This window comes from Parageobacillus sp. VR-IP (assembly GCF_013357975.1).
Classification (GTDB): domain Bacteria; phylum Bacillota; class Bacilli; order Bacillales; family Anoxybacillaceae; genus Saccharococcus; species Saccharococcus caldoxylosilyticus.
In genome coordinates this window covers 469,153-481,977 of record NZ_JABVYQ010000001.1, presented here as the reverse complement: position 1 = coordinate 481,977, position 12,825 = coordinate 469,153, and the positions used below count along the sequence as shown (strand labels likewise).

12 protein-coding genes are annotated in these 12,825 nt (G+C 45.3%); 1 reads left to right on the top strand and 11 read right to left on the bottom strand.

The genetic code is table 11. The annotated features are described in order from the left end of the window. Positions 1–107: 107 nt before the first annotated feature. From HT574_RS02595 to HT574_RS02545, 11 genes are all read right to left on the bottom strand, one after another. The gene (locus HT574_RS02595; RefSeq protein WP_175243361.1) at positions 108–2,051 is read right to left on the bottom strand and encodes a stage V sporulation protein D; all 1,944 of its coding nucleotides are present in this window, start codon (positions 2,049–2,051) and stop codon (positions 108–110) included. Positions 2,052–2,123: 72 nt separating this feature from the next. Next, positions 2,124–4,334, bottom strand: coding sequence for a penicillin-binding protein (locus tag HT574_RS02590; RefSeq protein WP_175243360.1), 2,211 nt, complete (start codon positions 4,332–4,334; stop codon positions 2,124–2,126). Between the two features lie 6 nt (positions 4,335–4,340). Beyond that, a complete protein-coding gene (gene ftsL / locus HT574_RS02585) occupies positions 4,341–4,694 on the bottom strand; it encodes a cell division protein FtsL (RefSeq protein WP_017434695.1) in 354 nt (117 codons plus the stop codon). A gap of 72 nt (positions 4,695–4,766) precedes the next feature. After that, positions 4,767–5,699 (bottom strand): 16S rRNA (cytosine(1402)-N(4))-methyltransferase RsmH, encoded by a 933-nt coding sequence (gene rsmH, locus HT574_RS02580; protein ID WP_017434694.1) that lies wholly within the window; start codon positions 5,697–5,699, stop codon positions 4,767–4,769. 308 nt (positions 5,700–6,007) lie between these two features. After that, complete coding sequence (gene bshC, locus HT574_RS02575; protein WP_175243359.1) at positions 6,008–7,636, bottom strand: bacillithiol biosynthesis cysteine-adding enzyme BshC; 1,629 nt, start codon at positions 7,634–7,636, stop codon at positions 6,008–6,010. 108 nt (positions 7,637–7,744) lie between these two features. Beyond that, positions 7,745–8,131: a DUF3397 domain-containing protein gene (locus tag HT574_RS02570; RefSeq protein ID WP_175243358.1), complete on the bottom strand. Its 387-nt coding sequence runs from the start codon at positions 8,129–8,131 to the stop codon at positions 7,745–7,747. Then, positions 8,124–9,023: a 2-dehydropantoate 2-reductase gene (locus tag HT574_RS02565; RefSeq protein ID WP_175243357.1), complete on the bottom strand. Its 900-nt coding sequence runs from the start codon at positions 9,021–9,023 to the stop codon at positions 8,124–8,126. The genes HT574_RS02570 and HT574_RS02565 overlap by 8 nt, the downstream gene beginning before the upstream one ends. A 100-nt stretch (positions 9,024–9,123) precedes the next feature. After that, the gene (locus HT574_RS02560) at positions 9,124–9,726 is read right to left on the bottom strand and encodes an RsfA family transcriptional regulator (protein WP_175243356.1); all 603 of its coding nucleotides are present in this window, start codon (positions 9,724–9,726) and stop codon (positions 9,124–9,126) included. Positions 9,727–9,800: 74 nt separating this feature from the next. Then, positions 9,801–10,562 carry an enoyl-CoA hydratase/isomerase family protein gene (locus HT574_RS02555; RefSeq protein WP_175243355.1) on the bottom strand — a complete coding sequence of 254 codons (762 nt, stop codon included), beginning with the start codon at positions 10,560–10,562 and terminating at the stop codon, positions 9,801–9,803. Positions 10,563–10,681: 119 nt separating this feature from the next. Continuing rightward, positions 10,682–10,855, bottom strand: coding sequence for a 50S ribosomal protein L32 (gene rpmF / locus HT574_RS02550; RefSeq protein WP_003251950.1), 174 nt, complete (start codon positions 10,853–10,855; stop codon positions 10,682–10,684). Positions 10,856–10,922: 67 nt separating this feature from the next. Further along, positions 10,923–11,468: a YceD family protein gene (locus tag HT574_RS02545; protein WP_175243354.1), complete on the bottom strand. Its 546-nt coding sequence runs from the start codon at positions 11,466–11,468 to the stop codon at positions 10,923–10,925. Between the two features lie 142 nt (positions 11,469–11,610). On the opposite strand from HT574_RS02545, the gene HT574_RS02540 reads away from it, so the two are divergent. Continuing rightward, positions 11,611–12,816 carry a nucleotidyltransferase gene (locus tag HT574_RS02540; RefSeq protein WP_175243353.1) on the top strand — a complete coding sequence of 402 codons (1,206 nt, stop codon included), beginning with the start codon at positions 11,611–11,613 and terminating at the stop codon, positions 12,814–12,816. Positions 12,817–12,825: the final 9 nt, after the last annotated feature.

The window sequence follows — 12,825 nt, the reverse complement described above, 5'->3', positions numbered from 1 at the left end:
ATCCCTTTCGTTTCATGGTTCCTGGAGGAAAATAAACGAGCAGCGGAAAAAGGGGCGAGACAGAATCGATGGTGTTTTGCATCAGCCGCCCCTTTATATCGCATGCTTTATTGTGTTTTTTCTTCAGAAACTGGCGTCTTCTTCGCCAAATAAATGCGGATCGTTGCTCCTTCTTTTACTTTTGCTCCCGGTTCCGGAGCCTGTTCGACGACAACGTCGCCTTCTCCACTAACATCTAATTTTAAGTTAAAAAGCTGCTGTTGCAAGTCTTTTTTTGTTAAACCGATTAAATTCGGGACTTTAATCATTTTTGGATCATTCCATGCCCGTTCTTTTTCCATCTGCTCTTTCCGCGGTTTTACACCAAGCACGCGCAAGCTGTCTTCCATAATTTTTCCAACAATCGGAGCGGAAACAACGCCCCCAAACTGGACCGTTCCTTTCGGGTTGTCAACGGCAACATACACGACAAGCTGCGGGTCGTCTGCCGGTGCAAAGCCGATAAAGGAAACGATATGGTTGTCTTTTAAATAACGGCCGCCTTTTGCTTTTTGCGCCGTTCCCGTTTTTCCGCCGACACGATATCCTTCGACATAGGCGCCTTTTCCTGTCCCTTGGGCGACCACGCTTTCTAAAGCATAGCGGACTTGCTTTGACGTTTCCTCGGAAATAACACGGCGCTTCGCTTTTGGTGTACGGCGGCTGATAACTTCTCCGGTTTCTGGATCGACCCATTGTTTAGCAATATACGGAGTATACAAAATTCCACCATTGACAGCTGCGGAAACGGCCGCTACCTGCTGGATCGGCGTCACCGAGACCCCTTGGCCGAATGCCGTCGTCGCCAGTTCCACGGGGCCTACGCGTTTCAAATCAAACAAAATGCCAGTTCCTTCCCCTTGCAGGTCAATCCCTGTTTTTTCGCCAAATCCAAATTGTTTAATATAATAAAACAATTTTTCTTTTCCAAGCCGTTGTCCCAGTTCGACAAAACCTGGGTTGCACGAGTTTTGCACTACCTCCAAAAACGTTTCGCTGCCATGCCCGCCTTTTTTCCAGCAGCGTAACGTCGCACCCGCCACTTTGACGTATCCAGGGTCATAAAAATGGTCTTTCAGCAAATTTACTTTTTTCTCTTCTAACGCAGCGGCAAGCGTAATAATTTTAAATGTCGAACCTGGTTCATATGTACTCCAGATCGGCAAGTTGCGGTTGTAAATTTCCGGCGGGACGTTTCGGTAGTTGGCCGGATCAAAGGTCGGCCGGCTCGCCATCGCCAAAATTTCCCCCGTGTTCGGATTCATGGCAATCGCAATAATGCCGTCTGGATTATACTTCGCTTCGGCAATATCGAGTTCCCGCTCCACAATCGTTTGGATGCGAGAATCAATCGTTAGCATTAAATTCAAACCATCCGTTGGCGGTGTATATTCGTCAGCTATATTTGGCATTCTATTTCCTTTCGCATCGGAATAAAATTGCACTGACCCGCGCTGGCCGCTCAGTTCTTTGTCATAATAAAGCTCCAGACCCATCAATCCTTGATTATCGATGCCGGTAAACCCTAATACATGGGATAAATAACTGCCAAATGGATAATATCGTTTCGTATCCTCGGCAATATATACCCCTTTCAAGCCGAGGGCACGAATTTCCTTTGCTTTTTCGTTCGAGATTTTTCTCCCTTCCGGAATGCGTTCGATCGACGTTTTTTTCGTAATACGCTTATATATTTTTTCTACAGGCGCATTTAACACTTTCGCTAATTTTTCCGCCGTATCGGCCGGATTTTCAATCTGCCGCGGAATGACGTATACCGTCGGAGCGCTCATATTCGTGGCAAGCGGAACACCATTGCGATCCAAAATTTCTCCGCGCTTCGGTTCGAACGGAATGTTTCGGCTCCATGAATCTTTCGCACGCTCGGTCAGCATATCTCCTAATACAAACTGCACATATCCAAGACGAATATCGATAATAGAAAAAATGAGCACCCCAACGAGGAAAACAATCATCAGCCGTTTACGGACAGTGACATGGGAAACGCGCATATAGCAGAACCTCCTTTATAATGGGCTCGTTCCACTATATGCTTGTACTCCTTATTATAGAACGTTCGAAAATCACTCCTGTGGACCGTCGCTTTTTTTCTCTGCTGCTTCTGTTTGCTTTTGTATTACCGCTTCATCCCATTCGCGCGGCTCTGCCAGTTCGACAATTAAGTAATCTCCTTTTTTAACGATTGCCCCCGGGCGAATATTTTGGCTCACCACATACCCGTTTCCTTTCGTGCTAGTGCGAAGCCCAAGAAGTTCCGCTGCCTTCATGACATCGCGCAGCGACCAGCCGCGGATATTCGGCATCACTGCCTCACCTTCCGTTTTTAACATCACCCGTTCCCCGGCAATGATACGCTCTCCCGCACGCGGTACATGCTTTTCAATTTGTTGTCCTTTTCCAATGACGACCGGGACAAGTCCTTTTTCTTTTAATTTCTGCACGGCCTCTTCGGTCGAAAAACCGGCATAGGAGCCAATTTCAATCCCTGTTGATGGCTTTTTCGCGGCCTTTCTTTCCGCCGAAGGCTGAATGTGCAAATATTGCAGACTGCTTTTCATCACGCTCGTAAAAATATGAGAAACCGGAGCAGCGCCTGTTTCCGTGTACGATAATTTCGGCTGCTGGACGGCCACATACATAAGGAGGCGAGGATTTTCTTTCGGAGCCATTCCTAAAAAAGAAAAAATATAATTTTCCCGGCCTGTTAAATAGCCCCCATTCAGTGATGGAATTTGCGCCGTTCCCGTTTTTCCGGCCACCCGGTAGCCTTCAATTTGATATGGACGTCCCGTTCCATGTTCGGAAGTAACGACCGTTTCCAATATATCCAAAACTTTATGCGCCGTATCTTCCGTAATCGGCTGACCGACGACTTCCGGTTCGTGTTTCATGATAACTTTTCCTGTATCTGGATCGACAACACGGTCGACCACATACGGCTTCATCATTTTTCCGTCGTTAGCGATCGCGGTAGCCGCCTGAATTTGCTGAATTGGCGTTACCGACGTCCCTTGTCCGAACCCGGTCGTAATCCGTTCGATCGGATAGCGATAATGAATTTGTCCTACCGCTTCGCCCGGAAGATCAATGCCAGTTTTTTGGTCAAAATGAAAACGATGTAAATATTGCAAAAAGCGGTCTTCTCCAAGCTTTTCTTTGACTAAAATCGAAAAAGCGACGTTGGAAGAGCGCTGGACACCCTCGTTAAATGTAATCGTTCCCCAGCCTACTTTATTATGGTCGCGAATAATATTCGGTCCTACTTTATAGGATCCGGAGCGGTATCGCTCATTGCCGTTATACACTCCTTCATTAATCGCGGCAGCAAGTGTAAAAATTTTCATCGTCGATCCCGGCTCATACGGGTAGGAAATCGCATCATTAAAATAGTTAGTGATATTGCGTTTATTCGGGTCAAAGCTCGGTCTTGTCGCCATCGCCAAAATTTTCCCCGTTTTCGGATCGGCGACAATGGCAATGATTTTTTTCGGCTTATATTGTTTTTCGACCTCATTTATCGCATCTTCCAAAAACGTCTGAATTTTTCCATCAATCGTTAAATATACATTGGCTCCGTTATCGGGCGGAACGATCTTTTCCTTTGTATTTGGCAGCCGGAATCCGTTTATATCTCCGGCAAAGGAAACGTAGCCATCTTTTTCATGTAAATACTTATCCAGCTTTTTCTCAAGCCCCATTTTTCCGACTGTTTCATTGTTCTCACTTTTTTGCGCATAGCCAATGACATACGAAGCGAAATTCCCGTTTGGATAAAATCGTTTCGTATCGCGAATAAATCCGATTCCCGGGAGATGGAGCGCCTCGATTTTTTGCTTTAGCTCATAACTAATATTTCGCCCATGGGGGCCAAATTCCACTTGCTTTGCATCTTTCTTTAAAATCCGCTCCACTTCATCGACATCCATGTCTAACAACGGGGCCAGCTTTTTGGCGGTTTTGTGCGGATGAACAACATGTCTTGGATGGTCAGGATCGGTCGTCATCTTTGGATCTAGGACAGCAACAACAGTATACGACGGCACATCCTGAGCCAGCACTTCGCCGTTGCGGTCAAAAATGGTTCCACGTTTTGCTTCGATCTTCCGTTGCTGTCTGTATTTTTCTTCCGCCTTCACCGCCAGCACTTGGCCGTCGGCGACTCCCGTTACTTGCAGCTGAACAAAACGGGCAAATAACACAAAAAAGAGCAGACTGAATATAAAAAATAATATAGCTGCTCCTTTATGTGTATTTTTATGCTTTTTCATATCCATCGGCCATCATTCCTGTACGACTTTCACATTGTTTTCGTTTAACGAGAGGCCGAGCTCTTTCGCCTTTTGCAAAATTCGTTCATACGTGCTTAACTGTTGCACTTCCACATATAAATCATTGTTTTGTTTTTGCTGTTCTTGAATCGTCTCTTCTAGTTTTTGGATATCTTTGTTCATTTGATAAATTTTCACTTGATTGGACACTATATGTACGGCTGCATACATGACAAACACGCAGAACGAAACAAATAAAAGCTTTTCCCCTAATGTAAAGCGAATGCGCAGCTTTCGTTGCTTTCTTGTATGGGAGCGCGGCGACGGACGGTGCTGTTCGTGAACTTTTACTGCGGTATTGTTCATTTTCTTTCACCCTCCTATAACTGATACGGTTTTATCGAATCTTCCATTTCTTGATAGCGAATAGAATCGCTCTTATAGTTTCTCGGCAATGCGCAACTTTGCGGAACGCGCGCGATGGTTTTGTTCTACTTCTTCTTCAGAAGGAACGATCGGCTTTTTCGTAATGATTTTTAGTACGGGGCGGTGCTGATCGGGAATAAGCGGAAGTCCGGGAGGAAGCTGCGGACCTTGGCTTGCTTCTTTAAAAGCCGCTTTACAAATACGGTCTTCTAGCGAGTGAAACGTAATCACACTAATTCTTCCACCGCATTTTAATAAATCAATTGCCTGTGTAATCGCATCTTTAAATGCTTGCAGCTCATCGTTGACGGCAATGCGGATTGCCTGAAAAATTCGTTTCGCAGGATGCCCCCCGCTCCGTCTCGCTGGCGCCGGAATCGCCGCTTTAATGATGTCGACTAGCTCCCCCGTCGTTTCAATTCGCTTTTCTTTGCGCACTTCTTCAATTTTTCGCGCCACTTGTTTTGAAAACTTTTCCTCGCCGTAATGAAAAAAGATATGAACGAGCCTCTCATACGGCCATTGGTTAACGATGTCATACGCCGTTAACGATTGCTCGCGGTTCATCCGCATATCCAATGGCGCATCATAGTGATAGCTAAAGCCGCGTTCCGGCATATCGAGCTGCGGCGAGGACACTCCTAAATCAAATAAAATCCCGTCTACTTCTTCGACCCCGCGCGCCGCCAGTTCTTCTTGCAGAAAACGAAAGTTTCTATGAATAAACGTTACTTGTTTTTCGTAACGCGCTAATCGCTTCTTCGCATGCTCGATGGCCATATCATCTTGATCGAAAGCAAACAACCGGCCTTTTTCCGACAATTGCGAAAGCAAATACTCGCTATGTCCTCCGCCACCAAGCGTGCAGTCGACATAAGTTCCATCTGGTTTAATGCGAAGCCCATCTACTGCTTCTTTTAATAGTACGGTTGTATGTTGAAACACATGTTCACCACCTTTATCTCTTTGAAAAGAATTCGCACCATCGCAGTCTAGCTTGCTAAATTTATTTTTAACAGGTCGATCGTTTATTTATTATACCGCAAAACACAACAAAATTTTAGCTTTTTTTGTAAAAACACGTCTTCTTCTGTTTGTTTTTGTCGCATTTCAACACTGCACTGAAGATTGCGAACAAATGTTTTTTATTTTTATTTCCACTCTCTTTTTGTATTGTTTAACTATTCATTTTCATAAAAAAAAATCCTGCAGCAAACAGGATTTTTCTTTTCGACTTTTTCTTTGAAAAACAATTATATATATACAATTTTATGCATCCCATTCCAATGGCCGTTTAATTGTAAAAGTTTTTCTACAAAATCAAATCCGTATTTGTTAATGTAATAGAAAATATTCCAAATCCGCTCCTGTGGCGCTCCGTCCGGTCTTAATGACATTTCCACGCGCAAAAATTTTTGCAACTCCGCCTCATATTTACGTATTAACGCCTTCTGCAACGTTTGCTGAAGAAAATCGATTTGTGCCTGCACGAAGGCGGCATTTTTCGTCAGCACCCCCGCTAATCCGCGGTCAATTTCCATGCCGATTTCCCGAAGCGGACGGTGAATCTTTTCGATTTCCTCCTTCGCTTTGGCGAATAGGTCTTCGAGCGGATAGCGGGCCTTTTTAGCCAGCCATTGTTGTTTTACCGCTTCGATACGCCCTTCAAGCACATCCATAATATCGATGCCAATGTCGGCTAAATCCGTTTGAATGGAGCGCTCGACAATCGTCATCTGGACGCGCGGAACGACTGGCGGCATTTGCAGACCAAAGACGGAAAATGCTTCTTTGAGCTCGGCCCAATAAGCGATTTCCCCGGGACCGGCCACAAACGCCAGCGTCGGCAGCAAAAACTCTTGCATAAGCGGGCGGGTCACGACATTATTGCTTAAACAGGCGGGCTTTGTTTTGGCCAATTGCATTAACTCTTCTTTCGCCAACATTATGTTCCCTTTTTTGCTGCGAAACATTTCTTTCTGCGGGTCATATTCGAGCAGCCAGCGCTCTCGTCCGTCGTAATAAAATAAATTCGCAGAATGCGCATGAATATCAAGCATCTGTTTATAGCCGAGCCGGCGAAGTTCTTCTTGCTTTTGCAATACCGCAGCCGTTATCTCGCGATGGCGCTCGATCAAAACCGTAAAAAAGCCGCTCTCTAGCGTACGCAGCCCGGCATCGGCCGCGTTCAGCACCACCAAGCCTTCTGAAGCGAACAGACGCAAAACAATCGAAGCGAAAAAGTCAACAAACGTTTGCGATTCTTCTAAACATCGGAATAGAAAATCGAGCAGCTTATTCGTCGTTTCTGTTTCGCCATACGTTTTGACGACACTAGTGACCCATTCATAACCAATTTGACGGTCCAGCGGTACGTCCGCTACCATGCGTTTTTCCTGTGGGGCATGGGGATAAACCACTTTTTTCATTTTTCCGCCTTCGACAACGTACACATGATTGACTTCGGCGATATCATGATCTTCGCCGGCAATCCAAAAAATCGGGACGACCGGCACGCCTAGCTGTCTCTCTTGTTCTTTCGCAAGCGTGATGATCGTAATAATCTTGTAAATAGTATAAAGCGGCCCGGTCAATAGTCCTGCTTGCTGCCCCCCGACAACTACTACGCTTTCTCGGTCAAGCAGCTTCTCGATATTCTCCATTGTTTTGGAGCCTGCCTGAAACCGTTTATGATAGGAGCGCAAATATTCAACGAGTTCGCGGCGTAAATAGGCTCTATTTTTTATATCAGAAAGCCGCCTCCAAAACACATCCTCGGCTTTGAGTGAATAAGAAAAACCTTTTTCTGTTGGAAAAACGCCGTTTATGTAATCGGTTGCCAACAATGTAGTAGCCCCCAAAGAAATCTCGCGAACCTCCATGTAAAAACTCCCTTTCTTATGGTCTTATGTATATAATATTCTTTCATGAGTATAGCACTTCTTTTTCGCAAATAAAAAAACAGTTGCTCATGATGGCCGCATGTTTTTTTATAAGTTGCCAGACACTCTTATGACCATTCCATAAACGAGAAGGCCGGCGTAAAGCATGAAAAACAATAGGAAGCTGGCCCGCCAAAACAGGCGGAAAATCACGGCAAAGTGAAAATCCTCCTTTTTCCGCCAATACCCGATAGCAATCAGCATATGCATCAGTAGCAAAAAAAGAACAATGTACCATAAATACGACTTCCCCGAAAGAATCATAAGCAAGAAGTGAACAGCGACAATAAAAAACAGCGTGGATACGTTTACTGCCGCATAAAACGATTTCCGTTTTCTTTTCCATAGCTTGCGCGCAAAGAAATAGACAAGAAAAAAGGCTAATAGCGGCATGGTGACAAACGTCGCGAGCAGCCATGCCAACAGCTCATCCATGTTTTTCTCCCCCTTCTTCCATCCCCTTGATCGCATAAAATAAAAATTGCGAGAGCGGCAACTCTATGCCAAGTTCGTCCCCTTTTTTTAACACATATCCTAAAATAGCATCTACTTCCGTTTTCCGATGTCGCGCGATGTCCATGTACATCGATGAATAGTTTTCTGCTGTTTTTTGACAAATGTTCACAATATGCTTCCATGCCGCCGCTCCATCTTTAATCGGCAATACTTGCTGCAATTCGGAAAACAATAGCTTCATCATTTCGTAATATGGCGCTACTTGCAGCAACTTTCCGTTTGGAACGCGCAAAAGCGCTGTCAATGGATTAATGACGGCATTGACGATCAGTTTCTTTACTAGTACTTGCTCCCAGTCGTCGGCAATTTCAAACGAAAAATCAGAAATACATCTTGCTGCTAGAGGCATGACGTCTTGCAATGTGCCATATAAGCTGGCTAGCACGATTTTGCCAATTCCGGTATGTTCTACCGTACGATCGTCCCGTTTTATCGCACCATGCTCCACCACACCGACAACAACATTTTTTTCGGCAAAAGCAGCTAACTTTTCCACATGTCCCATTCCATTTTGCAAAAAAACAATGGTTTGAACGTGGCGAAACCGTTCTGTGTTGTCAAGGACAGACGACATATCATATTGCTTCACCGTGATAAATACAATATCATCATCAATGGCTGCTTCAGCAAATGGCGCCGCCTGTATGGAAATGCACATGGTTTCTCCTTTTTTTTCAAGCCGCAATCCCTCATTCTGTAATCGCTTTGCTTGCGGCGAGCGCCTTGTGTACACAGTGACTTTATATTCTTTACCTAGATATGCGGCGACTAGCAAACCGATCGCTCCGCCGCCGACAATGCCAATTTTCACAACATCCCCCTGCCTTCCAACTAATTCATGTTAGTTAGTCCTATTTTAGCAAACAAGCGCTTTATACGTTAAGAAAAAAAGCTGACGTTGTCGTCAGCTTTTATGGCTTCTCTGCGTTTTCCGGAACGAGGTTTTGTTCGTGGGCATCTTTTTCGTTTTGCCCCTGCTCTTCTTCCAGTGCGATCATTTTTCGCGCCCGTTCCATAATGGCAAGCAATGTTTTATACTCTGCTTGAATAGTTGATAGTTCTTTTTGCAACGCTTCTTTCTCCGCTTGTAATTTCGTGATCATTTGCTGCAATTGCTCCATATCTTTCTTTAAAGCCCGGTTTTCATCTGCTATTCGTTGCGAGTCGCGCGCTTTTTGCCCGTATGTTTGCAAAAACGCGATTACATCAGACCATGTTAAGTTTTTCTCCAATCTTGCTTCCGCCCTCTTTTGCCCCCCTTCTTCATTCGATGCCGCTATTTCTTTTTTGCGCTCCTTCCGCTGTCTCTTTGCCAGCTCAATTTCCTCTTTATACTGTTTTCGCACATAGGAATTCCAGCGAAAACCGCACGCAGCTGCCGTGCGCGACAAACGCCGCCCTACTTCCTCAAAAGCTTGAAGCTGCGTGCCGCCTTCACGAATATAGCGCAAAACCACTTCCGCTAACAGCAAATCTTCCTCTTGCGTCCATGCATCCTGACGTACACTTGTCATCTCCTTCCCCCTCCCTAACAGCCACTTTTTTCACTATATGGTATGCGGCTAATAGAAAAGATAGAAGGGGAAAATTATGATTTCTGCAAAAAAGCCTGCACTGCTTTGGCATGTTCTTCCGAGCCCCATAATTCGGCGCACCGGCTGATTTCGGCAAAAAACCTCATGCGGAATTCATCACTTTTCCATTTTTCTACCGCCGCCAGCTTATAGGCGCGCAAGACAGCAACTGATTGCGATACGTACGGGGCGAGCAGTTGTCGACATTCTTCACGCAGATCATTGCCGGTCAGCACCGCATCGATCCATCCATATGCTTGCATTGTCTCCGCCTGAATTCTTTCGGCGCGCAGCAGTATATTCAGCGCTTGCGCGTAAGGGAGCTTTTCAAAAAGCATCGTTGCTCCGCCCCACCCGGTTGTTATTCCTAGCTTTCCTTGAATAAAGCCGATTTTGCTTCCCGATTTCGCGTAGCGAAAGTCGCAGGCCGACGCCAACTCACAGCCGCCGCCCATCGCAGCGCCATTGATCAAGGCAACCGTTGGTTTAGACAGCGTAAGCAACGAATATAAAAGTTCGCCCATCCTTTTTAACATTTGTTTCGCGCTTTCAGCTTGTAAATGTTGAAATTGGCTTAAATCGCCGCCAGAACAAAACGCTTCCTCGCCCGTCCCGGTGATGACGAGCATTTTTGCCTGCCTATCATTTTCCACCAGCTTTATCGTTTCTTTTAATTTGTCCATTACTTCGAAGTTAATAGCATTGCGTTTTTCCGGACGGCAAATCGTAAACCAAACAACCCCATCTCGGTCATGTTCTATGTTCGCTACTGTCATATTCTTTTTCCCCCTTTTAAAAAACAATTGGGCGTTAAGGACGCATTTTCCTGCATTGTCTGTATAAAAAAACAACAAGCACAAGTTTTTGCTTTCTTGTGCTTGTTGCTAATGAAAGATTATTTGTTGACAACTTCTCTTCCTTTGTAAGTTCCGCAAGATTTGCAGACGCGGTGAGCCAATTTCATTTCACCGCAATTTGGGCATTCTACCATGCCTGGCACTTGCAATTTAAAGTGAGTGCGGCGCAGTCTTTTTCTTGTTTTTGATGTTCTTCTAAAAGGTACTGCCATGCTTCCCACCTCCTTATCAGCATGTCGAAGTATCAGCAAAAATCCGGATTCAACCCGGGTGCTTTGCTTATTCCTTATTATCCTTATCAAAAAACTTCGCTAGGCCGGCCAGACGAGGGTCGATTTTCTGTTTTGCCTGTTCTGCCGCCATCTCTTCCCAGCGATCTTCCTGAATGACTTCCCATCCTTCTCCGGACTGAGGAGCCCCGCCTTGTGCCGTTCCTTCTTCCGCAAACACTTGCAGCGGAATTTCCAAAAGAATAAGTTCTTTAATAATCGGCATCAAATCTACTGTTTCATTTTTTACTAAATGTGTATCTTCATCTGTCGATACGATATCATAATCATTTGTAAAAAACGTTTCCGTCGTTTCAATGGAAAATGGGTACGAAACGTCGACCAACGTCCGCGAACAAGGTAGCACCATCGTCCCCGACACGGACAGATGAAAAGTGAATTTAGTCGGGCCAATATCCGCCTTTCCTTGTACATGCACGGGTGAAATATCTCGGATCAATGTATCAATTTGCTTTAAATCGGAAACATCGACATATTCGTCAATCGGCATTTCCCTATGTTGAAACTGCTGCAGTTGATGAACAGTCCATTTCATAAAAAATCACCTCAAGACAACAAAGAAAATTATACGTTTCATTTCTTTATTTGTCAATATTTTTTCTTTACAGTATAATTGTTGTCAGTTTCCGTACAATTTATCACCTTGCTCGATAAAATAATGATTAGGGAGAAGGCAAATGAAAGCGGCTGGAATTATTGTCGAGTATAATCCGTTCCATAACGGACATTGGTACCACCTGCAGGAAACAAAAAAACAAACTGGGGCCGATTGTGTCATTGCCGTGATGAGCGGAAATTTTCTGCAGCGTGGGGAGCCGGCGCTCGTATCGAAATGGGCGCGTACGAAAATGGCGCTCGCAGCTGGTGTCGATATCGTGATCGAACTGCCATATGCGTTTGCCGTGCAAGCGGCGGAGCGGTTCGCTAACGGCGCGGTGATGCTCCTTTATGCGTTACATTGCGCGGAAATTTGTTTTGGAAGCGAAAATGGAGATATAACGGCATTTCTTGACGCAGCCAAAACATTTTTGAAGCAAAAAGAGGAACATGACCGTTATGTACAGGAAGCGCTGCAAAAAGGACTCAGCTACCCACAGGCCAACGCGGAAGCCTGGAAACGATTCGGCCTTGCTTCGCTTGACTTAGCAAAACCAAACAATATGCTCGGCTTCGCTTATGTGAAATCGATTTTACAAAACCAACTTCCAATCGTACCGCGTACGATTCGCCGCATCGCTTCCAACTACCATGATGAAACCTTTTCGCATCCATCCATCGCCAGTGCAACCAGCCTGCGGAAGACGCTGCAAGGATCGGCTGGCAGGCTGGAAATGATCGCTCCGTATATACCGGCTGCGACGAAACAAGTATTAAGGCAATATACGGAAACATACGGCACCCTTCATGAATGGGAAGTCTATTTCCCGTTTTTAAAATACCGCATCATGACGGCAGAAGAAGCAGAACTTCGCGAAATCGCCGGCGTCGAAGAAGGAATTGAATACCGCCTAAAGCAAGCAATCGCCACCGCTTCAACGTTTTCTGCGTTGATCGATAAGGTGAAAACAAAGAGATATACATGGACGCGGTTGCAGCGAACATGCACCCATATTTTGACGAATTTTACAAAAGAACAACAAAACCAGGCGGAAGCGCCGACATACATTCGTTTGCTTGGCATGACGGAAAACGGGCGCCGCTACTTGCAGCATGTGAAAAAACATTTATTATTGCCGCTCGTCACGAAAGTGGCAAAATTAAAGAATGACCCGATTTACCGGCAGGAAAAAAAAGCGGCTTCTGCTTATGCCGCTATATTCCCCGAACCGCTTCGCACACAGGTGCTGAAGGAAGAATACGCAACCGCTCCGATTCAACTGTAGCAACCACCG